At 72.5% G+C, this 24,839-nt stretch carries 20 protein-coding genes and 3 tRNA genes; 11 read left to right on the top strand and 12 right to left on the bottom strand.

Going from position 1 to position 24,839, the window contains the following annotated elements:
• Positions 1-163: 163 nt before the first annotated feature.
• The gene (gene msrB, locus ABD208_RS12515; protein WP_344103217.1) at positions 164-574 is read left to right on the top strand and encodes a peptide-methionine (R)-S-oxide reductase MsrB; all 411 of its coding nucleotides are present in this window, start codon (positions 164-166) and stop codon (positions 572-574) included.
• Positions 575-607: 33 nt separating this feature from the next.
• Here the strand turns inward: msrB and ABD208_RS12510 are convergent, their stop codons facing one another.
• Complete coding sequence (locus ABD208_RS12510; RefSeq protein ID WP_344103215.1) at positions 608-1,099, bottom strand: MarR family winged helix-turn-helix transcriptional regulator; 492 nt, start codon at positions 1,097-1,099, stop codon at positions 608-610.
• Between the two features lie 250 nt (positions 1,100-1,349).
• On the opposite strand from ABD208_RS12510, the gene ABD208_RS12505 reads away from it, so the two are divergent.
• Positions 1,350-1,982, top strand: coding sequence for a hypothetical protein (locus ABD208_RS12505; protein WP_344103213.1), 633 nt, complete (start codon positions 1,350-1,352; stop codon positions 1,980-1,982).
• Between the two features lie 25 nt (positions 1,983-2,007).
• Here the strand turns inward: ABD208_RS12505 and ABD208_RS12500 are convergent, their stop codons facing one another.
• Positions 2,008-2,184: a hypothetical protein gene (locus ABD208_RS12500; RefSeq protein ID WP_344103211.1), complete on the bottom strand. Its 177-nt coding sequence runs from the start codon at positions 2,182-2,184 to the stop codon at positions 2,008-2,010.
• Positions 2,185-2,429: 245 nt separating this feature from the next.
• On the opposite strand from ABD208_RS12500, the gene ABD208_RS12495 reads away from it, so the two are divergent.
• A complete protein-coding gene (locus tag ABD208_RS12495) occupies positions 2,430-3,515 on the top strand; it encodes a glycerophosphodiester phosphodiesterase (protein ID WP_344103209.1) in 1,086 nt (361 codons plus the stop codon).
• Positions 3,516-3,566: 51 nt separating this feature from the next.
• Here ABD208_RS12495 and ABD208_RS12490 read toward each other — a convergent pair whose 3' ends face one another.
• Positions 3,567-5,054 carry a protealysin inhibitor emfourin gene (locus ABD208_RS12490; protein WP_344103207.1) on the bottom strand — a complete coding sequence of 496 codons (1,488 nt, stop codon included), beginning with the start codon at positions 5,052-5,054 and terminating at the stop codon, positions 3,567-3,569.
• Positions 5,055-5,636: 582 nt separating this feature from the next.
• Between ABD208_RS12490 and ABD208_RS12485 the strand changes: the two genes are divergently transcribed.
• Positions 5,637-6,779, top strand: coding sequence for a M15 family metallopeptidase (locus ABD208_RS12485; protein ID WP_344103205.1), 1,143 nt, complete (start codon positions 5,637-5,639; stop codon positions 6,777-6,779).
• A gap of 14 nt (positions 6,780-6,793) precedes the next feature.
• Here the strand turns inward: ABD208_RS12485 and ABD208_RS12480 are convergent, their stop codons facing one another.
• Positions 6,794-7,138 carry a metallopeptidase family protein gene (locus ABD208_RS12480; protein WP_344103262.1) on the bottom strand — a complete coding sequence of 115 codons (345 nt, stop codon included), beginning with the start codon at positions 7,136-7,138 and terminating at the stop codon, positions 6,794-6,796.
• Positions 7,139-7,230: 92 nt separating this feature from the next.
• On the opposite strand from ABD208_RS12480, the gene ABD208_RS12475 reads away from it, so the two are divergent.
• From ABD208_RS12475 to ABD208_RS12455, 5 genes are all read left to right on the top strand, one after another.
• Positions 7,231-7,303, top strand: a tRNA-Glu gene (locus ABD208_RS12475).
• A gap of 155 nt (positions 7,304-7,458) precedes the next feature.
• Positions 7,459-7,532, top strand: a tRNA-Asp gene (locus ABD208_RS12470).
• Positions 7,533-7,598: 66 nt separating this feature from the next.
• Positions 7,599-7,671 (top strand) — tRNA-Phe (locus ABD208_RS12465).
• 926 nt (positions 7,672-8,597) lie between these two features.
• Positions 8,598-9,026 (top strand): phage holin family protein, encoded by a 429-nt coding sequence (locus ABD208_RS12460; protein ID WP_344103202.1) that lies wholly within the window; start codon positions 8,598-8,600, stop codon positions 9,024-9,026.
• Positions 9,023-9,361: a DUF3618 domain-containing protein gene (locus ABD208_RS12455; RefSeq protein ID WP_344103200.1), complete on the top strand. Its 339-nt coding sequence runs from the start codon at positions 9,023-9,025 to the stop codon at positions 9,359-9,361. The genes ABD208_RS12460 and ABD208_RS12455 overlap by 4 nt, the downstream gene beginning before the upstream one ends.
• Before the next feature lie 50 nt (positions 9,362-9,411).
• On the opposite strand, the gene ABD208_RS12450 is transcribed toward ABD208_RS12455, so the two are convergent.
• Positions 9,412-9,621 (bottom strand): BldC family transcriptional regulator, encoded by a 210-nt coding sequence (locus tag ABD208_RS12450; RefSeq protein WP_344103197.1) that lies wholly within the window; start codon positions 9,619-9,621, stop codon positions 9,412-9,414.
• 517 nt (positions 9,622-10,138) lie between these two features.
• Here ABD208_RS12450 and ABD208_RS12445 point away from each other — a divergent pair.
• Positions 10,139-10,366, top strand: a complete 228-nt coding sequence (locus ABD208_RS12445; RefSeq protein WP_344103195.1) for a DUF3073 domain-containing protein — start codon at positions 10,139-10,141, stop codon at positions 10,364-10,366.
• A gap of 82 nt (positions 10,367-10,448) precedes the next feature.
• Here the strand turns inward: ABD208_RS12445 and purM are convergent, their stop codons facing one another.
• From purM to ABD208_RS12420, 5 genes are all read right to left on the bottom strand, one after another.
• A complete protein-coding gene (gene purM, locus ABD208_RS12440; protein ID WP_344103193.1) occupies positions 10,449-11,558 on the bottom strand; it encodes a phosphoribosylformylglycinamidine cyclo-ligase in 1,110 nt (369 codons plus the stop codon).
• Between the two features lie 117 nt (positions 11,559-11,675).
• The gene (purF, locus tag ABD208_RS12435; protein ID WP_344103190.1) at positions 11,676-13,223 is read right to left on the bottom strand and encodes an amidophosphoribosyltransferase; all 1,548 of its coding nucleotides are present in this window, start codon (positions 13,221-13,223) and stop codon (positions 11,676-11,678) included.
• Between the two features lie 74 nt (positions 13,224-13,297).
• The gene (locus ABD208_RS12430) at positions 13,298-13,657 is read right to left on the bottom strand and encodes a hypothetical protein (RefSeq protein ID WP_344103188.1); all 360 of its coding nucleotides are present in this window, start codon (positions 13,655-13,657) and stop codon (positions 13,298-13,300) included.
• A gap of 152 nt (positions 13,658-13,809) precedes the next feature.
• A complete protein-coding gene (locus ABD208_RS12425; RefSeq protein ID WP_425561109.1) occupies positions 13,810-18,444 on the bottom strand; it encodes an ExeM/NucH family extracellular endonuclease in 4,635 nt (1,544 codons plus the stop codon).
• A gap of 351 nt (positions 18,445-18,795) precedes the next feature.
• Positions 18,796-19,164, bottom strand: a complete 369-nt coding sequence (locus ABD208_RS12420) for a sterol carrier family protein (protein WP_344103184.1) — start codon at positions 19,162-19,164, stop codon at positions 18,796-18,798.
• Between the two features lie 61 nt (positions 19,165-19,225).
• On the opposite strand from ABD208_RS12420, the gene ABD208_RS12415 reads away from it, so the two are divergent.
• Complete coding sequence (locus ABD208_RS12415) at positions 19,226-20,386, top strand: endonuclease/exonuclease/phosphatase family protein (protein WP_344103182.1); 1,161 nt, start codon at positions 19,226-19,228, stop codon at positions 20,384-20,386.
• Here the strand turns inward: ABD208_RS12415 and ABD208_RS12410 are convergent.
• Both ABD208_RS12410 and purL read right to left on the bottom strand, forming a co-directional pair.
• On the bottom strand, positions 20,370-22,076 hold the full coding sequence (locus ABD208_RS12410) for an RNB domain-containing ribonuclease (protein ID WP_344103180.1): 1,707 nt from the start codon (positions 22,074-22,076) through the stop codon (positions 20,370-20,372). The genes ABD208_RS12415 and ABD208_RS12410 overlap by 17 nt on opposite strands.
• Positions 22,077-22,217: 141 nt before the next feature.
• Positions 22,218-24,539 (bottom strand): phosphoribosylformylglycinamidine synthase subunit PurL, encoded by a 2,322-nt coding sequence (gene purL, locus ABD208_RS12405; RefSeq protein ID WP_344103178.1) that lies wholly within the window; start codon positions 24,537-24,539, stop codon positions 22,218-22,220.
• Positions 24,540-24,839 lie beyond the last annotated feature (300 nt).

The following is a 24,839-nucleotide window of genomic DNA, read 5'->3' as shown; positions in this document are numbered from 1 at the left end:
GGCGCAGGCGGTACGGCGGGTGGCGGCGCGGCGGGTGGCGGCGCGAACGGCGGCGGCAGCCGGCGGCGCCGGGGCGGGCGCGGGCGCGGCCGGAACACCAGCGCCGCGGAATAGGTTCTCCTGAGGCCGGCAACGGTCGGTTCCACGCACGAGGAGGCGGGTCATGTCCTACGAGGTGTCCAGGTCCGACGACGAGTGGCGGGCCGAGCTGTCGCCCGAGGAGTTCGCGGTGCTGCGCCAGGCCGGGACCGAGCGGGCCTGGACCGGCGAGCTGCTCGACGAGAGGCGCACCGGCGTCTACCGCTGCCGGGCGTGCCGGAACGAGCTGTTCCGGTCCGACACGAAGTTCGACGCGCACTGCGGCTGGCCGTCGTTCTACAGCCCGCTGGCCGGTGACCGGGTCGAGCTGCTGGAGGACCGGTCGCTGGGGATGGTGCGCACCGAGGTCCGCTGCGCACGCTGCGGTTCCCATCTGGGGCACGTGTTCGACGACGCCCCGCAGACCCCGACGGGCGACCGGTTCTGCATGAACTCGATCAGCCTGACGTTCGAGGAAGCCGACGGCTCCCGGTAGCGGGCGCCGCGGGAGCCCTGCGGCTCCCGCGGCTCAGCTCTGCCGGCCGTGCCAGGAGACCAGGTCCTCCGAGTAGCGGTGCAGCAGATCGGCCAGCTGCCGGACGTCGTCCCGGTCCCAGTCCGCCAGGGCGCGGGCGAACATCTCCACGCGGCTGGCGCGGGCCCGGGCGAAGCGCTGCTCGCCGTCGGCGGTCAGGGTGATGCGCTGGCCGCGGCTGTCCTCCGGATCGGTGTCGCGTTCGACGAGCCCGAGGTCGGCGAGGCGGCTGAGCTGGCGTGACACGGTCGCCCGGCCGACGCCGAAGTGCGCGGCGAGGTCCGAGCCACGCGTCCCGGGGAACTGCGCGATGTGGGCGAGCAGCGGATAGGCGCTCGCCTCCAGCTCCGGGTGCACCCGCTGCGCGATCTTCGTGCCGGAGGACTGGGCCCGCCGGATGACCAGGCGGAGCTCGCGCTCGAGCGCGGTGAACGGATCGTCGTCCGGACGATCAGCGCCGTTGCCGTGAGTAGTTGTCTCGGACATAGAGCCCATCATTCCGTGTCGGCCGCGGCCCGCACACTACGCGGGGCGTCCGACGGCGATTTTCACCCACCGGTTTCGGCACGCGCATTTGCGGAGGGTGGCCGGGCGGGAGCGCCGCTCGCGCGGCGGATCTCGGCGCGGATGCCGTCGCCGGACCCCCGTCGGGCCCCGGTGTGACGCTCCCGGGTTGCGCTCCACGCGAACGCCAGGGGTCTCGCCGTCGGGCGGGGCGAAAGAGACACTTGATGGCATGGACGACCATCGCCTGCCACGCCGCCCCGCCATGCTGGATCCCCGAGACGCCGACGCCATCCCGGGCGAACTGGATCCCGCGATGCGCGACGAGGTCGCCCATGTCACCGCGCGCATCCTGGTGGACCGCGCCCGCAGCACCGAGGATCCCGAGGTGGTGGACCGGCTGGTGCGGCTCGTGGAGCGCGAAGGGCTGGACACGGTCGCGGAGCTCTGGGCGGACGCGGCGCCGTCGTCCCTGCCGGGTGCGCTCTGGCGGATCTACGTGCTGCGCGAGTGGGTGCGGCGGGACCTGCAGACGATCCTGCTGCGATACCGCCTCGGCGTCGACGCCGCGCCCGTCAGCGAGGCCGTCGCCGGGGTGCCGAGCCCGCCCGAACCCGCGGACCTGCGCCGGCTGGCCGACGCCGTGCTGTCCGGCGTCTTCACCGGCGATCTCGCCGTGGCGCTGGAGCGCGCCGGGGCGTTCTGCCGCATCCTGTCCACCGGCGCGGCCTTCGACGCCGACGCCCGCGAGCACTCCGACCCACACGCCGCCACGAGGATGACGCGTGGCGCGAGCTCCCTGCTGCGCACGGCCGAGGAGCTGGAGCACGCCGCGGAGCTGTGGCGCCAGGGGATCCTCGAGTAGCGGGAGCGCCGGGTTCCGGCGGCACTCACCGCTCCCCGGGCGGGTTCCCCGGCGCGTGCGACCTCCGGCGTACCGTCCCCCACGGCTTCGCCACCGCGATCCACATCGCGAGCGTGAGCGCCGTGAGCACGAGCTTCCGCAGCGGCGGGGACAGCATCGCCCCGCGCGGCCGCGATCTCCGGGCCACCTGTGTGTTCGCCATGCCACCTACGGTTCCGGACCGCGGCGGCGTCGTCATCGCCCCGGAGTTGGCCCGTGCGTGGCACCGGGGTACCGCCGCACCCCGGGAACGGGCGGCTCGATGACGCGCGCATGACCCCGCAGGGAACTGTGCGGGCCCGGAGTTGAACGGGCGCGGAAGGTTCGCGAAATTCAGCGCAAGACCAGGGACGACGCGGCCTGCCCAGACCTATCGTGAGGAGAGAGTCTGCAGATTGGATGCCTGATATGGCTCTCCTGGAACGCCCGGCCACCCCGGTGCTGCCCGCCGCCGTCGCACGGACCTCCGCCGGGCACGCTCCCGCGCCTCGTCCCGTCCCGCGCCCCGCCGCGGGTGCCGGCGGCCGGGTCAGGAGCCGAGCCCGGCAGCGGGTGCCGCGCTGGACCCCGCTGGTCTGGCTCGCGCTGCTCGCCGACCATCGCCGCCACGCCCGGCAGGCGGTACGTTCGGGCGCCATGACACCGAGCACGCCGCACGCGGCCGCCGTCCCGGCGCCCGCCGTCGTCCCGATCACGACGCCCCGGACCGCATCTGCCGAGGCGTCCGCGCCGGCGGCAGGCCCCGGCCTCGGGACCAGGCCCGCGGTGATCGCGCACCGCGGCAACTCGTCGGTCGCGCCGCAGAACACGCTGGCCGCGATCGAGGCCGCGTGCCGCGCCGGGGCCGACGCCGTCGAGATCGACCTGCAGCGCACCTCCGACGGCGCCGCCGTCGTCATCCACGACGACACCGTCGACGCCACCACCGACGGCCACGGCGTGGTCGCGGAACTGAACCTCGCGACGCTGCGCGGCCTCGACGCCGGCCGCTGGTTCGGCCCGGGGTACGCGGGACAGCAGGTCCCGCTGTTCGGCGACGTGCTGGAGCTGCTGGGCCGCTACCCCGGGGTCCAGCTGCTGCTGGAGCTGAAGGACGTCTGGGGCCCCGACGAGCTGCGCGGGGTGACCGCCGCGATCGACGAGGCCGGGCTGGAGGACCGCGTCGTCGTCCAGTGCTTCTGGCCGGACACCGTCGCCGCCGCGCGCGACGTCGCGCCGCACCTGCCGCGCGGGCTGCTGCTCGCGTTCGAGCCGCCGGACGTGCTCGACGTCTGCGCCGGCCTGGGCGTGATCGCCTGCAACCCGTCGGCGGAGATGGTGCGGCGCGACCCGGGCATCGTCACGCGCCTGCACCGCGCGGGCCTGCGCGTCATGGTCTGGACCGAGAACGACCCGTCCGGCTGGTCCCACCTGATCTCGGTCGACGACGGCGCGGGCGTCGACGCCGTCATCACCGACCGCCCGGACCGCCTCCTGGGCTGGCTCTCCCGCTGACCGCGCCCGCCGGCGAGACGAACCCGAGGGCCTGCCTCGCCGGCGGAGGGGTCAGTTCGGCGGGGTCAGGACGATCTCGGCGAGGCGGAGGATCTCCGGGGCCGCGTGGTCCTCGGGAACGACCGCCTCGTAGCCCGCCACGACGATGACGTACGTGAAGGAGTCCGGGCGGCCCGGCTGTTCCTCCCACGCCGACGCCTCCTGCGCCAGCATCACGATGTCGACGCGGTGCACGAGCATCCGCGCCTCCTCGGCGCGCGGGTCGTCGCCGTCCAGGTCGAGCTCGCCGGTCATGGTGAGACCGGCGACGCCGCCGCTGCGGCGCACCTCCACGACGCCGCCGGGCACGTCGCCGTCCGACGGCGGGACGGGCGGCGTCTCGCCGCCGGTGTCCGACGGCGGCTCGGCCGGGCCGGTGTCGTCGCCCGGCTCGCCCGGGGCGGGCCGGCCGGTGCCCTCGTCTTGCGGGGCGTCCGCGCCGTCGTCGGCCGTGACGACGCCCACGCCCTCCCACGCCGTGCGGACCGCGTCCGCGTGATCGCCCGCCGCCGCGATGGTCGCGGCGGCGAAGCCGGCGAAATCGGTGGCCGGGCCGACGGCGAGCAGGGCGTCGTACCAGATCTTGCCGGCACCCTCCGCGGAGCTGCCGCCGATCGCGGTCGCCGCCAGGTAGAACGCCTTGTTCGGGATGCCGGAGTTGATGTGCACACCGCCGTTGTCCTCGGCGGTGTCCACGAAGTCGTCCATGTGGCCGGGCTGCGGGTCCTTGCCGAGCGCGGGGTCGTCGTACGCGGTGCCCGGCTCGGACATGGAGCGCAGCGCCTTGCCCTGGACCTGCTCGGTGAACAGGCCGGCGCCGATCAGCCAGTCGGCGCCGGCGGCGTCCTGGCCGAGCACGCGCTGCTTGAGGCAGGAGCCGAACACGTCGGACATCGACTCGTTGAGCGCACCGGGCTGCCCGCGGTAGACGAGGCCGGCGGTGTGCTCGGTGACCGCGTGCCCCAGCTCATGGGCCAGGATGTCGACGGCGATCGTGAAGCGGTTGAAGATCCGCCCGTCGCCGTCGCCGAAGACGAGCTGCGTGCCGTCCCAGAACGCATTCTGGTAGTTCCGGCCGTAGTGCACGGTCGAGCTGACCCGGGCCCCGGCGCCGTCGTACGACGTCCTGGCGAACACCTCCGAGAACATCTCGAGACTGGCCCGCACGCCGTCCCACGCCTCGTCGACCGTGACGTCGCCGGACGGCTCGGCCGCGGTCTCGTCGCGGACGGGCTCGCCGGGGAGGTTCTGCGTGTTGTTCGCGGTGTGGACCGTCCAGGCGAGGGCGGCCGGTTCCGGCTGTCCGGGGGCGGGCTCGGGCGCGGGCGCGGCGGCCTGCGGACGGGCGGCGTGCCGGCTGCGGCCGCCACGGAACCCCGCGTCCAGTTCGAGGGTGTGACGGGAGGCGTCACCCAGGGCGGGTTCGGGCAGCAGCCCGGACGAGGCAGCCTGGGCCACCTGCTGGAGGAGGTACGGCGGTACGAATCCGGAACGACTCATAAGTCCCAACCAACCACGTCGGCGACTGACGCGCCAGAGGGTGCACCGGTCGGCCGACCGGCGGGCGTTGCGGGTGAGAGCGGTCCCACATTTCGAGGATCGGCCTATAACCTGCGTCCCGATCTTCACAGGAATTCCACGAAAAGACTACTGACTCCACTTCCAAGAGGGGCGAAATGTTCCGTGGTCTGACCGCCGGCGTACTCCACCATGGATGAGTCGCCGATGCCGGCGTGGGCCCACCGAGGCCCGCCGTGCGAGCCAACGGGCCGCAGGACAATCCGGCACCGCAGTTCCGGAAGACCGACTCGACACCCCTGAGTCAGAACCCCCCTGGGTCTTCCCGGTGACAGCCATGGCCCTCGTCCGAGGACGAGCGCGCGCCGTGGCACCGACAAAGCATCAGCGCACAGCGGATCCGTCCCCTGGAGGGGTCTTCCCCTCACGGATCCGCGAGTTCCCCAGCGCCTCGCGCCGGTGCAGATACGGAAACGCTACGTGACGCACTACACCTCTGCCACCGCACGCCCTTTTGCACGTGGCACAGCCTTCGCCGCGGTCGTCCTGATCGGCGCGCTCAGCATGAGCGCACCCGCCGCGGCCTCCCCTGTCAGCAGCACCGCGGACGCCCTGGCGCCCGTCGCGACCTGGACCGAGCAGGTCGTGGCCGACACGTCGGCCGTCTTCCCCGTCACCGCTCTGGCCGGCGCCACCGCGCGGTTCGAACCGCGAACCCGCGAGGCACTCGCCGAGGCGACCAGCACCCTGGTACGCGCCCAGCAGCTCACGGGCGGTTCGAAACTGACGCCGAAGCGCGCGAAGCGCATCGAGGCCGCCGTCCAGGAGGTCACCACCCTCGTGGCCGACGCGACCGCCGTCCCGGCGGGCGCCGGCGCGAACCGCGCCGAGCGCGCGTCCCGCTCCGGCGGGCGTACGGCCCTGCCGGCCTCGGCCGGGCAGGACGGAGCCGGCGCGAAGGCGTCGACCGGCACCGCCAAGGTCCGCGAGGTCTCGGCGGCCAGCCTGGCCGAGGCGACCGACAACCTGTCGACCCTCATCGCGCGTCCGGCGACCAGCACGGCGTCGGACGTCGTCCCCGGGCCCTCGAAGCGGGAGATCGCCGCCGCGAAGGCGCGTGCGGCCGCCAAGGAACGGGCCGCGGCCGAAGCGCGCGCCGCCGCCGAGGAGGCGGCCGAACGGAAGGCGGAGAAGAAGGCGGAGCAGAAGGCCGCGGCTCAGGCGAAGGCCTCGCGGGCCGGCGCGCGGTCCAAGGCGCCCGCCAATGCCGCGCCGAAGCTGCGGGTGGTCGAGAACCTCGCCGCCGAGGCCCAGCAGTACGGCAACGGCCAGCTGCCCGGCAGCCTGCTCTGCGGGGTCTCCTTCACCTCGGACTCCCTGCGCTGCGACGCGGCCGTGGCCGCCGAGAAGCTGAACGCCGCCTTCCGGTCCGCGTTCGGGCGGAACCTGACGGTCAACGACGCGTACCGGTCCTACGAGGACCAGGTGGCCGTGAAGGCGACCCACGGCGCGCTCGCCGCGCCTCCCGGCACGTCGAACCACGGCTGGGGCCAGGCCCTCGACCTGGGCGGCGGGATCTCGACCTTCGGCTCGGCCGAGTACAACTGGATGAAGGCCAAGGCCCCCGGGTTCGGGTGGGTCCACCCGGACTGGGCGGAGCCGACGGGGTCCAAGCCCGAGGCGTGGCACTGGGAGTACGCGGGCTGACGCCCGGGCACGGGTCAGGCCCAGCCCAGTTCGTGGAGGCGGTCGTCGTCGATACCGAAGTGGTGCGCGATCTCGTGCACGACGGTGACGGCCACCTCCTCGGCCACCTCCTCGCGGGTCTCGCAGAACGCGAGGGTCGGGTTGCGGAAGATCGTGATGCGATCCGGGAGGGAGCCGGCCGCCCAGTGGTGGTCCCGTTCGGTCAGCGGCACGCCCTCGTACAGCCCGAGCAGTTCAGGGTCCTCGGCGGGCGCGTCGTCCTCCACGAGGACGACGACGTTGTCCATCCGTGCCGCCAGATCCTCCGGGACCAGATCGAGGCCCTCGCTGACAGCCGCCTCGAACTCCTCGCGCGTCATCTCCACCACCGGCCCATCATCGCCGACGGCGGGACGGTGTGACGGAAACCGCGTGGACGCAGGACGCGAGGGCTGTAGACTCTTCGCGTCCAGCCCCCATCGTCTAGCGGCCCAGGACCCCGCCCTTTCACGGCGGTAGCACGGGTTCGAATCCCGTTGGGGGTACGAGCAGTCGTCGTCGCACCAGCTGAGACCAGGTTTCATCGGGTGTGATCCACGCCATGACAGCGAGGCCGGGATTCAATTTCCGGATCGGTCGGAGCGTGGGTTAGGCTTCTCTCGGTTCGCACGCCGGACCACTTGATCGCAGCAGCGATCGAGGCCCTGTAGCGCAGTTGGTTAGCGCGCCGCCCTGTCACGGCGGAGGTCGCGGGTTCAAGTCCCGTCAGGGTCGCGCAGCATCGCCCGGCATCGTCGGTATGACGCGCCAGGCTTTCGCGCACGGCACGTCAGGTGCCACGGCTCTGTAGCTCAGTTGGTAGAGCGTTCGACTGAAAATCGAAAGGTCACCGGATCGACGCCGGTCGGAGCCACGAGACGGATGGGCGGGGTGTGTCTGGCTGAGCCAGACCACTCCGCCTCGTTGTTTCTTGCGGGGGCGGAGCCCCCGCGCCCCGCCCCGGGAGGGACTTCGTCCCCCCGGACCCCCCTGGTGAGGGCCTCCGCGGCTTTGGTGGCCGTCGGGGCTGGTGCGCTCCGGTTGCGGGCGGGGGTCCTCTGGCTTGTTTCTCCGTGAGGTGGCCTTCCGGCCGGCCTGCGTGCTCGTGTCCCCATCAGCTGGTGTCCCTGTGACGCGCGTCCCATGAGCAGCTGCCTCTGTGACCTGCGCCCTCGTGTGCTGGGGACTCGGCGGGCGGCTTGTGCCTTCTCTGATCCTCCGGGCCTCGGAAGCCTGATCGGTGAGGCTGTTACCCGCGTGGGGTAGGAGGCCGTTGATGCTGGGGTGGGGGCGTGGTGGGGCCTCGGGCCGGCGGGCGGGCCGGCGAGCTGCGGGTTGCGGGTTGCTGCCGGGAGCGGTCGGGTCGCGCGTCCCTTTCCCGGGCATTGGTGGGGCTCCGTTGTGAGGGCCGTTGAGTAGGTGTGATGTGTCGCGGATGAAGGGTGGGAGCGGGGCGGATCGCGGGTGCTCAAAGGAGTCGGGGCGGGGTCCGGTGGGGGTCGCGGGAGGGGCTGACCTTGTGCGGTGGAATTCACCCTCTACAACTGTGGGTGGGAGGCGGCCTTGAAGCCGCGCGTGTGAGCAGTGTGTGCTTCAGAGTTGGTCGGTCGTCCAACTTTGTGGTGAGACTGTTACATTGCCTTCACATGGGCGGGGCGTGAGACAGGGCGTGGCGGGGCGATCGGAGGCGCGCCGCCCCTTGGAATTGCCGTCGGCGCCCCATGCCTGTTGAGTTGACCTCAGAGAACGCACGGTCGCGGCCACGAGGCCCGGCGCAGGTGGCCGGGCAAAGGAGGGGTCATGAGTCAGGACACGATGAACGGCGCACCACCGCAAGATCGCCCGACCTCGCTCGGGGGGCTCGTCGAGCACCTCAGCGAGCAGGCCACACGCCTGGTCAGGGCCGAGATCGCCCTCGCCCGCGCCGAGCTCACCGACAAGGCGAAGAAGTCCGGGATCGGCGCCGGGCTGCTGATCGGCGCCCTCGTCGTGCTGCTCTACGGGGTCGGGGTGCTCCTGCTGGCCGCCGTGTACGGCCTGGGCACCGTCTGGCCGCTGTGGCTCGCCGCGCTCGCCGTGGGCGGCTTCCTGGTCCTGGTGACGCTGATCCTCGCCCTGATCGGCGCGGCGCTGCTCAAGAAGGGCACCCGCAAGCCCGACAGCGTCCAGCGCATCAAGGACGACGTCACGACCATCCGCACCGGTCTTCAGGAAGGGTTGCACCGATGAGCACCGCCGAGCACCAGGGTCCGCGCACGCCGAGCCGCGAGGAGATGGAGGCGGAGGTCCTGCGGACCCGCGCCGAGATCGCGGCGACGATCGACGAGCTCACGCTCAAGCTCAACCCCGCTCACCAGGCACAACGCCTCGCGCAGAGCGCGAAGCAGGCTGCGGCGGGCGCCGGCAGCAAGGCCGCGGGCGCCTTCCACCGGGACAAGAAGAACCCGGTGCCTGAGGAGCACCGGGCTCGAAACACCAAGCTTCTCGTGGTGACCGCGCTGGGCCTTGCAGCCCTGGGCGCGGCCACGATCACCGTGGTGGTCCTGCGACGCGCACGGGGCTGAGCTGGGGCAGCACCCGGCGCGTCGTTGTCACTACCTGCCGACTTCGTCGGCTACGCGTCGGAATCTTCGGGGTTCTCGGACGCCGCGCCAAGTAGCGCCCGCACCTCGGACTCCTTGTACCGGCGGTGTCCACCGAGCGTGCGGATCGAAGAAAGCTTTCCCGCCTTTGCCCAACGCGTTACTGTCTTGGGGTCAACACGGAACAAGCTCGCTACCTCGGCAGGCGTGAGCAGGACCTCGGATTCTCCGTGGATGGACATCCCTGCACCTCCTCCGGAACGGCGCCGGCCCTGGCGGTACCAGGTTCTTGACGGCTCCCGCTCTCTCACCATTGTTAGCAGCAAACAGGATTTAGGCGACTTGGGAGCGAACTCATTTCCCTCACATACTCCGACGCGTGTGACCGCAACGGAGCGCCTAATGACGCAACCATAGCGCGAACCGTCGGCGGGAAAACGATTCGTCATCATATGTCGCCGCCTTCCGCCACCATCCGGTACCACCTGGCAGCCAAATTGTTACACGCGACCAGTTCGCGACGCGCGAACAAGGAACCTTCACGACACATCCACGGGGCCGCGTCAGGTCAGCAGGCGCGCCGCATCGGCCCGCCAAAGGTGCCCAAGATCACCGGCGCATCGGACGAATCACACCGGCAGACTGGAGGAAACCGCGTACAACCATGTACCGTTGGAGCCTGGACAGATCAAGCACACTCCGGGGCCGCACGTCTGTTGTACGTAGCCGCCCCGCTCCTACGTTGAGGGGGTCGGAGCCATGGGCCGCGGCCGTCAGAAGGCAAAGCAGACCAAGGTTGCTCGAGCGCTGAAGTACTACAGCCCTGACACCAACTACCACGCCCTCGAGCAGGAGCTGCGTGGTAACTCGTCGACGGATGTAGCGACAGATGATTCGCGCTGGGAGGCCCCCGAGGACGGGGACCAGGACAATCGCTATGGTGACTGGGCCGATTTCGACGACTCGAACGGGCGTAAGGAGCATTGACTCCCGTGCCCGCCCGTAGTTGACCTGCGGCCGGCGGTAGTCGGCCGCAGCGAGAGCAGGGCCCGCCGAGGCGGGCCCCTTCTCATCGGTAGTCGTTCACCAACCGCACCGCGCCGCCCTGCACGCCCTTGGTGCCCCGCACCAGATCCTCGGACGGACCTGCCGCCGGGTCGATCAGTTCGACCCGGCCCAGCTCCCATGCCGGCAGGTTCCGGGCAGCGAGATTCCGCAGGGCGGCGTCGGCGCCTTCGGCGTCCACCACCGCGATCATGCCCACCCCCAGGTTGAGCGTGTTCTCGAGGTCGCCGCGGGGTACCCCGCCCAGCTCACGGACCATCCGGAAGACCGGGGGCACCTCCCACGAGGCCCGGTCCACCGTCGCCACGCTGCCCTCGGGCAGCACGCGCGCCAGGTTGGCCGCGAGCCCGCCACCGGTCACGTGCGTGAAGGCGTGCACCCGCGCGGCGTCGTCGTCGGCCAGCGCCAGCACGTCGGCGGCGTAGACCCGCGTGGGCTCGAGCAGTTCCTCGCCGAGCGTGCGGCCGAACTCCTCGACGTGGCGGTCCAGCTCCCAGCCGGCGTGCTTCACCACCGCACGGACCAGCGAGTAGCCGTTCGAGTGCAGCCCCGAGGACGCCATGGCGATGAGCACGTCGCCCTCGCGGACGCGGTCCGGCCCCAGCACGCGGTCGGCCTCGACGATGCCCGTCGCCGCGCCCGCGACGTCGTACTCGTCCGGTGCGAGCAGCCCCGGGTGCTCGGCCGTCTCGCCGCCCACGAGGGCCGTCCCGGCCACCTCGCACGCCTGGGCGATCCCGCGCACGATGTCCGCGACCCGCTCCGGGACGACCTTGCCGGTGGCGATGTAGTCGGTCATGAACAGCGGCTTCGCGCCCACCACGACGATGTCGTCCACGACCATGCCCACCAGGTCGAACCCGATCGTGTCGTGCTTGTCCAGCGCCTGCGCGATCGCCACCTTGGTGCCGACGCCGTCCGTCGACGTCGCCAGCAGCGGCTGCCGGTAGTCCCGGAACGCCGACAGGTCGTAGAGCCCGGCGAACCCGCCGACGCCGCCGAGCACGGCGGGCCCCTGCGTGCGCCGCACGGCGTCCTTCATCAGCTCGACGGCCTTGTCGCCGGCCTCGGTGTCGACCCCTGCGGCCGCGTAGGTGAGCCCTTCGGATGTCACTGGTACTCCATCACTGGTCGGGTCGGTGTTCGGGTACGACGACGGCGCTGCGGCCGTACGGCGAGGTGCGGGATGTCGGACGGGCGGGACACATCGGGAGGTCCGGCGTGTGTGGCGTCAGGGGCGCTCGAGCGCGCCCGAGCCGCCCGCCGAGACGGCGAGGGACCGCAGGCCGTCCTCGGGCGCGCCGAGCGGCAGCTCGGCCTGTTCGAGGAGGTGCTTGCCGAGCTGGTCGGCCGGCGGCAGCTCGATCGGGTACTTGCCCGTGAAGCAGGCCGCGCACAGCTGCGAGGCGGGCTGCTCGGTCGCGGCGATCATGCCCTCCGCCGAGATGTAGCCGAGGCTGTCGGCGCCGAGCGACTGCCCGATCTCGTCGGGGCTCAGCCCGTTGGCGATGAGTTCCGCGCGCGATGCGAAGTCGATGCCGTAGAAGCACGGCCACTTCACCGGCGGCGACGAGATCCGCACGTGCACCTCGGCCGCGCCGGCCTCCCGCAGCATCCGGATCAGGGCGCGCTGGGTGTTGCCGCGCACGATCGAGTCGTCGACGACGACGAGTCTCCTGCCCCGGACGTTCTCCTTCAGCGGGTTCAGCTTCAGGCGGATGCCGAGCTGCCGCAGCGTGTCCGACGGCTGGATGAACGTGCGCCCCACGTAGGCGTTCTTGGTCAGGCCCTGCCCGAACGGGATCCCGGACTCGGTGGCGTACCCGATCGCGGCGGGCGTGCCCGACTCGGGCGTCGCGATGACGAGGTCCGCGTCCACGGGGTGCTCGCGCGCGAGCGCGCGGCCCATCTCGACGCGGGCCGCGTGGACGGACCGGCCGTTCATGGTGTGGTCCGGGCGGGCCAGGTAGACGTACTCGAAGACGCAGGTCGCCCGCTCCACGGGCGCGAACCGCGTCGAGCGCAGCCCCTCCGCGTCTATGCAGATCAGCTCGCCCGGTTCGACGTCGCGCACGTAGGAGGCACCCACGATGTCGAGCGCCGGGGTCTCCGAGGCGACCACCCAGCCGCGCTCCAGCCGGCCCAGCACCAGCGGGCGCACGCCCTGCGGGTCGCGGGCGGCGTACAGGGTGTTCTCGTCCATGAAGACCAGCGAGAACGCCCCGCGCAGGCGCGGGAGCACCTCGAGCGCCGTCGTCTCCAGGGTGTGATCGGCGTCGCCCGCGAACAGCGCGGTGATCAGCGCCGTGTCGGTGGTGTTGCCGCGGGCGAGCTCGCCGCGGCGCTGCGCGCCGTGGCGCTCGGCGACGAGGTCGACGAGCGCGGCGGTGTTCGTCAGGTTGCCGTTGTGCCCCAGGGCCACGGTGCCCGACGCCGTCGGGCCGAGCGTCGGCTGGGCGTTCTCCCAGGTCACCCCGCCCGTCGTGGAGTAGCGGCAGTGACCGACGGCGATGTGGCCGGTCAGGGCGTTCAGGGCGGTCTCGTCGAAGACCTGGGACACGAGGCCCATGTCCTTGTAGACGAGGATCTGCTCGCCGTTGCTGGTGGCGATACCGGCGGACTCCTGCCCGCGGTGCTGCAGCGAGTAGAGGCCGAAGTAGGTGAGCTTGGCGACTTCCTCGCCGGGAGCCCACACTCCGAAGACGCCACAGGCGTCCTGGGGACCCTTCTCCCCGGGCATCAGATCATGGTTCAGACGGCCGTCCGGGCGCAGAGGCATGCCCCGAGTATCCCACGACGGAGCCGAGCCGGGGCCCGCGGTTCCGGCGGACCGCTGTGACGTCGGTGACCGGCTCAGCGGCCGGCGCGACCGCGCTGGAACCTGCTCAGGCTGCGGCGGTCCGCGAGGACCGCGAGCAGGCCGGCCACGAGCGTCGTGAACGTGACGATGAAGGCGGTCATGACCGTGACGTAGACGCCGGGCTTCATCATCGCCTCGGCCTCGGGCGTCTGCAGGAAGATCAAGCTCACGACCAGGCCGATCACGAGTCCCGCGACCACGCCGACGAGCAGGAACCGGCTGTAGCGCGGAGCACGCCGCACGTCCGCCCGGTCCACGACGTCGTGGAGGTCGACGTCGGACGCCACCGTCTCGCCGCCCTGGCCGTCCCTCTCGGGGCCGGACGACGCCGCGTTCGAAGTCCCGTCGCTCACGCCCCCAGCCTAACGACTCACCCACTCCGGTAGTAGTGCGATTGCGCTCCGATGCCCGCCCGGGAACGAGTCGTGCGCCACACCCCGAAGGGATGCGGCGCACGATCCGGCCTCGGGCGAGGCTCGCGCCTCGCCCGGTCACCTCACAAGGGTCACCTCACGAGGATCCACGGGCTGTTCTTCTTCGTGCCCGGCTTGGAGTGGAGGTTGACGCGCTTCGCCTCCCACAGGTGACCGTCGTACGTCACCTGGTCGCCCCACCAGTAGAGCCGCCAGGGGCGCCACGCCGGGGCGGCCGGCTCGGGCTGCTCGACGGTCACCGGCAGCGACACCGTGGTGCCGGACGGCTCCGCGACGACCCGCAGGGTGTACTCGCCCGCGGCGGTGGCGGCGGGGACCGTCGCCGAGACCGACGCCGCCCCCTCCGTGACCGGGAAGGAGCCCAGCGCGACACCGGCCTCCGATCCCGGTGCGCCGGCGGGGACCAGGGCGGCCTCCGCCTGCGTGTTCCGCGGCGAACCGAGCGACGTCAGGTCGAGTGCGGAGAGCTCCGCCGCGACGTTCTCGCCCGCGGTGACGGTGCCCGGCAGGGCGCCGACGACGGCGTGCGACCGCGCGAACGACGGCGACAGCGGCGAGTTGGCCCCGATGTAGTCCATCCAGGCGTCCCGGTCCACCAGGCCGGAGTCGCGGCCGTCGGTGCCCTGGGTGAACGCCCGGAAGTTGTCGCCCCCGGAGACCAGGAACGAGAACGTGGCCACGCGGTACTCGGCCGCCGGGTCCACCGGGACGCCGTCGATCATGATCGACGAGACGTTGTCGCCGGGGGTCGCGCTCGGGTCGGCGGTGGTGGCCGTGTAGGTCACGTTGTCCGACAGGCCCAGCGCCAGGTACGGGCGCGACGGGCGGTTGCCGTTCGCGTCCGTCTGCCACTGCTGCTCCAGGAGCTCGTCGAGCTGCGCTCCCGTGAGCGTGACCGTCCACAGGTTGTTGACGAAGGGCAGCACCGCGTTGGCCTCGGCGTAGGTGATCACGCCGTCCGGGCCGTGGTAGAGCTCGTTGCGCAGGCCACCCGGGTTCGCGACCCCGAGGTCGGCGCCGCCGCGCTCCGGGGCGGCCAGCGAGTCACGCAGCGAGTTCGCCACGAGGTTGCCGAGCGCCGACTCCGAGGCGCGGTCGTCCCGGTTCCCGCCGGTCCACCTGCCGTCGGCGTAGGAGCCTCCGGAGAAGGCCGTCGTGATGTCGGCCGTGACCTTGCCGACCGGCTGGGCCCCGATGACCTGGGCCTCGGCGAGCGCCGCCGTGACGATGTCGTTCACGGCGGCGACCCGCGGGTACGCGGCGATCAGATCCGCGGCCGGGGTCTTGGTGCGGGCCACGTTCCTCGCGGTGTAGGCGGTGACGTCGCCCGTGGCGGTGTCGACCGTCAGCGACAGGTGGCCGACGAACTCACCGTAGTTGCCGGTCTGGATGACGGGGCGGGTCCTGCCCTCCGCGCCGGGGACCGGGGCGTCCCACGCGTACTGCTTGTGCGTGTGACCGGTGAAGATCGCGGCGACCCGCGGGTCGGTGTGCTGCACCAGGTCGGCGAACGGACCGCCCGCGGCGAGCTCCTCCTGCAGGGTGGCGCCCTCGGGCGTGCCGGAGCCGGCGCCGTCGTGCGCGAGCGCGATGACCACGTCGGCCTCGCCGTTCGCGGTGTCGCCGTCCTTGAGCTGCCCGGTCACGCGGTTGAGCGCCTCGACCGGGTCGCCGAACTCCAGGCCCGCGACGCCGGCCGGGGTGACCAGTGTCGGCGTCTCCTGCGTGACGACGCCCACGAAGCCGACGTCGACCCCGTTGATCTCCTGCACCTTGTACTCGGGCAGCGCGGGCTCGCCCGTGGCGGCGGTGTAGACGTTCGCCCCCAGGTACTCGAACTCCGCGATGTCGTCGACCCGGCCGGTCAGGTCGCTCATGCCCTGGTCGAACTCGTGGTTGCCCACGGCCGACGCCGTGAGGCCGAGCGCGTTCAGCACGTCGAGGGTCGGCTTGTCCTTCGCCACCGAGGAGGCGAACAGGGACGCGCCGATGTTGTCACCCGCGGAGACGAACGCGGTGCCCTCGGGGTTCTGCGCGCGGACCTCCTCGACCGTTCCGGCGAAGGCGACGGTGTTGGCGTCGATCCGGCCGTGGAAGTCGTTGATGTCCACGAGGTCGATCGTCGTGGTGCCGCCGCTCGTACCGTCGCCGGTCAGGTCGAGGCCGACGAGCGCCGGGTCGTGGTCGGAGGACCGGAACGGCGTCTCGTCGTAGAGGATCGTCGCGTTGTAGTTGTGCCGGCTGTACTCGTTGGCGACCGGCTCGTACGCGTTGATGTTCCAGATGTCGACGCCGGTGACCGCCGCGGCCGCGGCCGGCGAGGCCAGCTCGTGGTCGAGCGAGCCCACGAGGCCCTGGTAGTTGTACGAGAACTCGCCCGTGCCCGCGGCGAGGTCCACGTAGCCCGCGTCGGTCATGACCTTGATCGGGTCCTCGTGCTCGTACGCGTTGAAGTCACCGACCAGCAGCACCTTCTCGGTGCCGGCGGCCTCGGCCTGCGCGTCGGCGAACGCCACCAGCGCGTTCGCCTGGCGCACCCGGGACTCGTTCGAGGCACCCTGGCCGTCACCCTGGTCGGCGTCGCCCGGCCACGGGCCCGCCGAGCCCTTCGACTTGAAATGGTTCGAGATGACGACGACGTCGTCGCTCGCGCCGGCCGCGCCGCCCGCGGGCTGGAACACCTGCGACAGCGGACGGCGCGCGTTGTCGAACGCGTCCCCGCCGAGCAGGATCGTCGAGTCGCCCACCGGCTCGGCCGAGGCCGTCCGGTAGATGAAGGCGTTGCGGATGACGTCCTCGGACTCCGGCAGCTCGGCGGGCGAGGCGACGAACGCCCAGGTGCCCGCGCCGGCGTCCGCGTTCAGGGCGTCGACCAGGTCGGACAGCGCCTGGTCGCGCGACTTGCCGAGGAAGTGCCGCGAGTTCTCGACCTCGAGGAGCGAGACGACGTCAGCGCCGAGCGCGTTGATCGCCTCGACGATCTTCACCTGCTGGCGGGCCAGGTCCTCGTCCTCCGCCGCGCCGCGCGCGTCGCAGCCGCCGGACACGGTGACGGGGTCGCCGGCGCGGTCGGTGTAGTACGTGCAGCCCGTGAGCTCGTCGCCCGTGGTGCTGAAGTAGTTCAGCACGTTGAACGTGCCCACCTGGAGGTTGCCGCCGACCTCGGCCGGCGCCGCCTCGCGGGTGTTCTCGAACGTGGCGGGCTGGACGGCGTCGGCCACGGCCGGCGTGAGGTGCGCCGTCGGCTGGAAGCTCCACTCGTCGTAGCGGAAGTCCAGGACGACCGGCCGCGTGAAGGTGACGGCCGCGCCGACGCGCACCGGGGCGCCGCCGGTGAGCCACGGCAGCGGCTGCGACTTGTTGGCCGTCGAGTTGTAGTTCATCGACGAGCCGTCGTCGAGCTGGACGGCGCGTGCCTTGTTGTCCGCGATCTGCGCCTCGTACGCGGCCGACAACGGGCGGCCCACCGAGGTGGGCTGCACCAGGGGCTTGTCCCCCGCGGCCAGGCCGATCGTGGCGTAGAAGTTGGTGTCGTAGTTGTTCGTCACCGTGAACTCGCCCTGCGGCGCCAGCAGCATGCCCTCCAGGGCCTCGCGCTCGGCGGCGCCGGCGGGCCAGGTGGTCGCCGTCGGCTCGACGGCGGCCGGCTCGGTGAGCTTCGTCCAGCCACCGGCGGCAGGAGTGATCTGGGTGAGGCCGTTCCACTCGGACACCGCGCCGGTGACCTCGACGTGGTCGCCCGCGGTGAGCTGCTGCGCCGCCGCGGAGGAGAACACGAAGACGGCGTCGGACGCACCCGGGGTCGCGTCCGTCGTCCCGCCGGTGCCCGCCGTCTGCAGGTAGAAGCCGTTGAAGCCGCCGGTCGGGTAGACGGCGCTGACGACGCCGCGCGTCGTGACGGTCTGCCCGGCGAGCGGGGAGGCGTCCCCCGTGCCCTGGATCCGCGCGATCGGCGTGACCTCAGCCGGGGCCGACGGCGACGGGCTGGCGGACGGGGACGGGCTCGCGGTCGGGCTCGGCTCGGTGCCCGAGCTGCTGCCTGTGGGGGTGACCGCGGCGCCGAAGGCGAAGTCGGCCGAGTTGTCGTTCGCCGAGCCGCCGCGCGTCAGCGAGCCGACGACGGCGGTGCCCTGGCCGGCCGGGGCGGCGGCGACCTCGAACGTGTCACCCGCGCCGTAGCCCAGCAGGTCGACGACGCCGGTGACGCCATCCGCCGGGACCGCGCCCTTGGCCGGCGTGACCGCCGTGGCCTGCGACGCGAGCGCGATGACGCCCGAGGTGCCGCTCGGGTTGAGGGTGCCGACGACGTCGGGCGACGGCAGCGGCGCCCCGTTCGTCGAGTTCGACGCGCCCTGCACCAGGAAGTGACCGCCGGCGGCGATGGTGCCGCTCAGCGCGGTGATCCCGGTGAACGAGGCGCCCGTGGCCGACTTGTACTGCACGGACCAGCCGTCGAGGCTGACCGGCTGGCCGGTCGGGTTGTGCAGCTCGACGAACTTGTGGGTGAACGGCTGGCCGGAGCTGCCGCCCACGAGGTAGGCCTCGCTGATGACGACGTGCCCGGCGTCGGGGCCGTCGGCCGCGATCACGGGGCTTGCGAGGACCGCACCGAGCGGCACGGTGAGGACCCCGGCCAGGACCGCGGCGACCGCGGGCCTCCCGGGGAGCTTCTTGCGCGGTCGCGGGGACCGCAGCGTGCTGGGAATCACGCCGACTCCTTCTGCAGTGGCCGGCCGCCAGGTGCGGCCAGGGGGACAGCTCTGCCGTGGGAAAAATTGCCTGCAACAACTGCGTGAAAAATGGTGTGCGACGCCGACGGCGTCGACCGCATGGTCATCGGCTCACCACGCTCTGGCGCGGGCGGCCGGGTACGGCATCAGATCGCACCCCATCACCACACCGTGAACCGCGGGTTACGGCGACACGTCGGGACGTGGGCGGCAATGTCACAGCATGGCAAGGGCTGTCACGCCATCGCATCCTTGTCACGATCACCACCGGGACTGTAGCGGGGGTCACCGACACGGATCCGGCAGAGACGCGTTCCCGCCCCGGGATCAGCTCACGCGCAGGTGCAGGGGCAGCAGATCCGAGATGTCCGAGCGCTCGCCCGAGGCGCTGACCCGCCCGTCGGAGACCGCGTCGGACCAGGCCACACGCCCGGTCACGAGGGACAGCCAGGTCTCCGGAGCCATCTCGACGACATTCGGCGGGGTGCCGCGAGTGTGGCGGGGACCCGCCACCGCCTGCACGGCGCCGGCAGGCGGGACGCGCACCTCGACGGCGTTGCCGGGGGCGACGGCGGCCAGCTCCTCCAGCGTGAACCGCACGGCCGTGGTCACGTCGGCCCGCTCGGCCTCGCCGTCGGCCCACGCCACGAGCGCCTTGCGACCGGCGACGGGATCGGTGCGACGACGAGGCGGCATGCGAGAACCCTACGTGGCGCGTGGTGTCCGGGCCGCGTCGAGTTGTGGCACTCTTTCGCGGATGAGCCAGCACCACGATCCGTTCACGGCCCAGGCGACGACCCCGGGGACCGGCCGGCCGGGCGGCGGGTACGAGGGGAGCGGCACGTACGACGACGGCGGTGCCGAGCGGTACGACGACGTCTACTACGACGACGCGCGGTACGACGACGAGCGGTACCGGCCCGGCCGCCTGCAGCGGTTCGTGACCTGGCTGCTGTGGATCCTGTCGCTGCCGGTGCTGGCCCTCTTCGCGGCGCGTCTCGTGCCCGACGACTCGATCACGCCCGTGGCGCAGGTCGTGCCCTTCTTCCCGTACGGCGTGGTGGCGGCGGTCCCGCTGGCCGTCCTCGCGGTGATGGGGCGGCGCTACGTCCTGTCGCTGCTGCTCCTCGTGACGGTGTCGGTGGGCGGGTACCTCACGGCGCCGGCGTTCTTCCCCTCCGCCCAGCAGGCCACGGGCGCCGACCGGGCGGCGCCGGGGACGCTGCGCGTCATGTCGGTCAACACGGAGTACGGCCGCGCCGACGCGGAACGGGTGGTCGATCTCGTCGCGGGCGAGGCGGTCGAGGTGCTCGCGGTCCAGGAACTCACGCCGGAGTTCGAGGAGGCGCTGACGGCGGCCGGGCTGGACGAGCTGCTGCCCTACAAGGTGACCGGCAAGGTGGCCCCGGGGAGCGCCGCCGGCGGCGGGATCTACTCCGCGACGGAGCTGACCGAGCGGAACCCGGGCGAGAACTCGACGTTCGCGATGCCGTCCGCGGTGGTCGACGCCGACGGCACCGACGTGCGGATCCGCTGCGTCCACCCCGTTCCGCCCGTGCCGGGCAGCACGGACGTGTGGCAGCGCGAGCTGCGCGAGCTCGGGCTGACGGCGCGCACGGACGACACGGCCCAGATCCTGCTCGGGGACTTCAACGCGACGTGGGACCACGCCACGTTCCGCGCCCTGCTCGGCGACCGCTTCCACGACGCCTGGCGGGACACGGGCGCGGGCCTCGAGCGCACCTGGCCCGAGGGCCGCACCCTCCCGGTGGCCGGCACGGCGATCCCCGCGCTCGTCGCGATCGACCACGTGGTCGTCGACGAGACGATGCGGGTGGGCGACACCCGCTCCCAGATCGTGCCGGGCACCGACCACCGGGCGGTGCTGTCGACGATCGTCGTCAGCCGGCGGGACTGAGCGGAGCGCCCTCGGCCGCCGGTGCCTCCCTGCCGGCCGCGGTCTGCGCGCCGCCGGCGGCATCCCCGGCGGCGGCGTCGCCGCCGGAGGCCGTGGCCTCGCCGGTGGCCCCGTCCCTGGCCGTGTCCGCCACCCCGCCGGCGGTCTCGTCCCGGCCCGCTGCGGCGTCCCCGGCGTCCCGGGCAGGGACCGAGGCGTCCGCCAGGGCGAACTCCACCTTGCGCCCGACGACGTCGGCCACGGTCAGCCGGACCCTGACGGCCGCGCCGAGCGGGAGCCCCCGCCCCGTCACGGTCGCCCGGACGGCCTGCTCGCCCACGACGACGGTGCCCCGGTCGCCGTCGTCCTCCACGTCGACGACGACGCCGTCGAACACCTCGCCGACGCGGCCGGCGAGGAGCGTCGCCTCGACGATCTCGAGGACCGCGCGCTCGAAGCCCGAGGCGCGGCGCCCGGCCGCCGCCATCTCGCCGGGCAGCGCTCCCAGGGCGTCCAGCGCCCAGCCCGGGACCGGCTCGCTCGCCGCCAGCGCCAGGCAGATCTCGGTGGTGTAGCGGTCCACGAGCCTGCGCAGCGGGGCGGTGACATGGGCGTAGTCGGTCGCGAGCGCGTGATGCAGGGTGTCGGCGGGAACGGGGACGGTGCCCGTGCCGTCCTCGGCCTCGTGGCCGAACGCGACGTAGGCGGCCCCGCGGAACAGCGTCGTCGCCTCGTTGAGGAACGCCGCGTGCTGCGGGACGCGCGACTGCAGGCCCGGCAGCAGCCCGGCGTACGGCAGGCTGTACGGCCACTCGATGCCGAGGGCCTTGGCGGTGCGGCGCAGGCGGGCCACGTCGCGGTCGTCGGCCTCGGGGAGCGTGCGCAGCACGCCGACGCCGGCGTCGCGCATCATCTTCGCCGCGGCCATCCCCGTGAGCAGCGAGATCTGCGCGTTCCACTCCTCGACCGGCAGGTTGCGGCGGAAGGTCAGCTGGTAGGTGCCGTCCTCCGTCTCCACGACCTCCTGCTCGGGGACGTCCAGGTGGACGCCGCCCCGGCCCCGCTCGATCTCCTGGCGCAGGCGGCCGACGTCGGCCAGGAGCTGGAGCGACTCCGAGGCCGTGCCGTCGTCGAGGGCGGCCTGCGCCTCCGCGTAGGTGAGGCGTTCGCGGCTGCTGACCAGCGCGCGGACCACGGTGGCCGACGTGATCTCACCGCGCGCGTCGAGCCCGATCGTCCACAACGCGGCCGGGCGGTCCACGCCCGGGAGCAGGCTCGCGGCGCCCTCCGAGAGTTCCTTGGGATGCAGGGGCGTCTTGGTGTCCGGGCCGTAGACCGTGAGGCCACGGCGATGCACCTCGGCGTCGAGCGCGCCGCCCGGGGTGACAAAGGCGCCCAGATCGGCGATGGCATACCGGACGATGTAGCCGTCGCCCGAATGGGCCACGTGGACCGCCTGGTCGAGGTCCATCGCGCCGGGCGGATCGATGGTGACGAACTCGATGTCGCGGCGGTCCTGCCGGGCGACGGCATCCGGGGCGTCGCCGCCGCCGGGTGCGGGGGTGAAGGTGCGCTCGGCGGCGGCACGGGCCTCCGCGAGGACGTCCTCGGGGAACATCGGCGGAAGTCCGGTCTCGGCGCGCAGCGCCGCGAGGGCGCCGACGACGTCGTCGGGCGGGGCGGGCACGAGGCGCAGCTGACGGTTCGGCATGGTGCCGAAGGTACAACGAATGCCAGATCTCGCGACTTGACCGCGGCGACACGCCCGCCACGCCGGAACCGGACAACCCGCCCGGTCGACGGGCGGTGCGGCCGGCGGCGGGTCTCCCGCCGCCGACCCGCGGCGCGCTCGTCAGCCGAAGATGGTCGGCAGCGTGCTCTCGTGGATCTCGCGCGCCTCCGCCAGCGAGATCTCGAAGTGCCCCTCGACCTCGACGGACTCGCCGCCCGTGACGCCGAGCCGCAGCGCCGGGACGCCGTGCTCGTCGGCCAGGTGGATCAGGTCGCCCTCGTGATCCTGCGTGACGGCGACCAGCACGCGCGCCGTCGACTCGCTGAACAGGGCCACGAACGGGTCCACCTTGTCGCGGCCGGTCACGCCCTCCAGCGCGATCCTCGACCCGACGCCGAACCGCAACGACGCCTCCAGCACCGCCTGGGCGAGACCGCCCTCCGAGAGGTCGTGCGCGGCGACGTCGAGGCCCTCCCTGCGCGCGGCCACGAGGAGTTCCGCGAGCGCCCGCTCCGCCTCCAGGTCCACCTGCGGCGGCAGCCCGCCGAGGTGCTGGTGGACGACGTCGGCCCAGGCCGAGCCGTCGAGCTCGTCCCGCGTGGTGCCGAGCAGCATCACGGACAGGCCCTCGGTGCGCCAGCCGGACGGCAGGGCGGTGCGGACGTCGTCGAGCACGCCGAGCACGCCCACCACGGGGGTGGGGTGGATCGCCGAGTCGATCTGGCCGGGCTCGCCGGTGCCGTTGTAGAGGGAGACGTTGCCGCCGGTGACCGGCACGGCGAGCGTGCGGCAGGCGTCGGCCAGGCCCTCGATCGCCTCGACGAGCTGCCACATCGAGTCGGGGTGCTCGGGCGAGCCGAAGTTGAGGCAGTCGGTGACGGCGAGCGGCTCGGCGCCGACGGTGGCGACGTTGCGGTACGCCTCCGCGAGCGCGAGGGCGGCGCCCGTGCGCGGGTCGAGCTTGCCGTAGCGGCCGTTGGCGTCGGTGGCGAGCGCGACGCCGAGGCCGGTCTCCTCGTCGACGCGGATGACGCCGCCGTCGTCGGGCTGGGCGAGGGCCGTGTTGCCCTGGACGAACCGGTCGTACTGGTCCGTCACCCAGGCCTTGGAGGCGAGGTTCGGCGAGCCGAGCAGGCGCAGCGCGGTCTCGCGCAGTTCGTCGCCCGACGCCGGGCGGGCAAGGCCCGCGGCGACGTTGCCGTTCGCATTGAGCTCGTCCTGCCAGGCGGGACGCGCGTACGGGCGGTCGTAGACGGGGCCCTCGTGGGCGACCGTCTTCGGGTCGACGTCGACGATGCGCTGGCCGTGGTGGTCGATGGTGAGGCGGCCGGAGTCGTTGACCTCGCCGATGACGGCGGTCTCGACGTCCCACCTGCCGGTGATCGCGAGGAACTCGTCGAGCTTCTCGGGCCGGACGACGGCCATCATGCGCTCCTGCGACTCGGACATGAGGATCTCGCCCGCGTTCAGCGTCGGGTCCCGCAGCAGGACGTCGTCGAGGTCGACGTGCATGCCGCCGTCGCCGTTGGACGCGAGCTCGCTGGTGGCGCAGGAGATGCCGGCGGCGCCGAGATCCTGGATGCCCTCGACGACGTCGGCCCCGAACAGCTCGAGGCAGCACTCGATGAGGACCTTCTCCATGAAGGGGTCGCCCACCTGCACGGACGGGCGCTTCGCGGGGACGCCGTCCTCGAACGTCTCGCTGGCGAGGATGGACGCGCCGCCGATGCCGTCGCCGCCGGTGCGGGCGCCGAACAGCACGACCTTGTTGCCCTTGCCGGTGGCGTTGGCGAGGTGGATGTCCTCGTGCCGCAGCACGCCGAGGCAGAGCGCGTTGACGAGCGGGTTGCCCTGGTAGGAGCCGTCGAAGACGAGCTCGCCGCCCACGTTGGGCAGGCCGAGGGAGTTGCCGTAGCCGCCGACGCCGGACACGACGCCGTGCACGACGCGTGCGGTGTCGGGGTGGTTCACGTCGCCGAAGCGGAGCTGGTCCATGACGGCGACCGGGCGCGCGCCCATCGAGATGATGTCGCGCACGATGCCGCCGACGCCCGTCGCGGCGCCCTGGTAGGGCTCGACGAACGACGGGTGGTTGTGGGACTCGACCTTGAACGTCACGGCCCAGCCGTCGCCGATGTCGACGACGCCGGCGTTCTCGCCGATGCCGACGAGCAGGTGCTGCTTCATCTCGTCGGTGATGCGTTCACCGAACTTGCGCAGGTGCACCTTGGACGACTTGTAGGAGCAGTGCTCGCTCCACATCACGGAGTACATCGCGAGCTCGGCGGCCGTCGGGCGGCGGCCGAGGATGTCGCGGATGCGCTGGTACTCGTCCGTCTTCAGGCCCAGCTCGGCATACGGCTGGACCTCGTCGGGCGTGACCTTCGCGTGCTCGACGGTGTCGAGGACGGGACGTGCGGCCTGAGGCGCGGGCGCGGTCATGTATCCCTCGCGTGCAGTGGGGAACGCAGCGCTCGGCTGCGCGGGAACGGTGCGCCGTGGGCGCGGGCACATTCTATCCGTGATGCGCCGAGGACACTTCCGGCGGGCTTTCCGGCGGCGGCGCACGGGCCGCGGCGCGGCGGGCTGGGAGGACATCCGGTGTCCACCTGGCGGACGGGCGCAGGTCACTCTGAGAGACGCGCCACAGTGCCGACCTCCGAATCGTTTCGTGCCCGCTAGATCGGATATTTCGCCCTTGCCTGCCTTACTGAGCTGCGTAAAAATTGGTTCTGGCCAGGG

The organism is Myceligenerans crystallogenes, assembly GCF_039529775.1.
In the GTDB taxonomy this organism is placed as follows: domain Bacteria; phylum Actinomycetota; class Actinomycetes; order Actinomycetales; family Cellulomonadaceae; genus Myceligenerans; species Myceligenerans crystallogenes.
The sequence above is the reverse complement of the archived record's forward strand: the minus strand, read 5'-3'. Positions and strand labels throughout refer to the sequence as shown.

Bases quoted from the DNA above. Each gene is read 5' to 3' on its own strand.
- ABD208_RS12420 (WP_344103184.1), bottom strand. From the start codon at position 19,164: ATGCCGCCTCGTCGTCGCACCGATCCCGTCGCCGGTCGCAAGGCGCTC.
- ABD208_RS12505 (WP_344103213.1), top strand. From the start codon at position 1,350: ATGGACGACCATCGCCTGCCACGCCGCCCCGCCATGCTGGATCCCCGA.
- ABD208_RS12510 (WP_344103215.1), bottom strand. From the start codon at position 1,099: ATGTCCGAGACAACTACTCACGGCAACGGCGCTGATCGTCCGGACGAC.
- ABD208_RS12460 (WP_344103202.1), top strand. From the start codon at position 8,598: ATGAGTCAGGACACGATGAACGGCGCACCACCGCAAGATCGCCCGACC.
- ABD208_RS12410 (WP_344103180.1), bottom strand. From the start codon at position 22,076: ATGCCGAACCGTCAGCTGCGCCTCGTGCCCGCCCCGCCCGACGACGTC.
- ABD208_RS12445 (WP_344103195.1), top strand. From the start codon at position 10,139: ATGGGCCGCGGCCGTCAGAAGGCAAAGCAGACCAAGGTTGCTCGAGCG.
- purL (WP_344103178.1), bottom strand. From the start codon at position 24,539: ATGACCGCGCCCGCGCCTCAGGCCGCACGTCCCGTCCTCGACACCGTC.
- ABD208_RS12415 (WP_344103182.1), top strand. From the start codon at position 19,226: ATGAGCCAGCACCACGATCCGTTCACGGCCCAGGCGACGACCCCGGGG.
- ABD208_RS12490 (WP_344103207.1), bottom strand. From the start codon at position 5,054: ATGAGTCGTTCCGGATTCGTACCGCCGTACCTCCTCCAGCAGGTGGCC.
- purF (WP_344103190.1), bottom strand. From the start codon at position 13,223: ATGCCTCTGCGCCCGGACGGCCGTCTGAACCATGATCTGATGCCCGGG.
- msrB (WP_344103217.1), top strand. From the start codon at position 164: ATGTCCTACGAGGTGTCCAGGTCCGACGACGAGTGGCGGGCCGAGCTG.
- ABD208_RS12480 (WP_344103262.1), bottom strand. From the start codon at position 7,138: ATGACGCGCGAGGAGTTCGAGGCGGCTGTCAGCGAGGGCCTCGATCTG.
- ABD208_RS12495 (WP_344103209.1), top strand. From the start codon at position 2,430: ATGGCTCTCCTGGAACGCCCGGCCACCCCGGTGCTGCCCGCCGCCGTC.
- ABD208_RS12455 (WP_344103200.1), top strand. From the start codon at position 9,023: ATGAGCACCGCCGAGCACCAGGGTCCGCGCACGCCGAGCCGCGAGGAG.
- ABD208_RS12485 (WP_344103205.1), top strand. From the start codon at position 5,637: ATGAGCGCACCCGCCGCGGCCTCCCCTGTCAGCAGCACCGCGGACGCC.
- ABD208_RS12450 (WP_344103197.1), bottom strand. From the start codon at position 9,621: ATGTCCATCCACGGAGAATCCGAGGTCCTGCTCACGCCTGCCGAGGTA.
- ABD208_RS12500 (WP_344103211.1), bottom strand. From the start codon at position 2,184: ATGGCGAACACACAGGTGGCCCGGAGATCGCGGCCGCGCGGGGCGATG.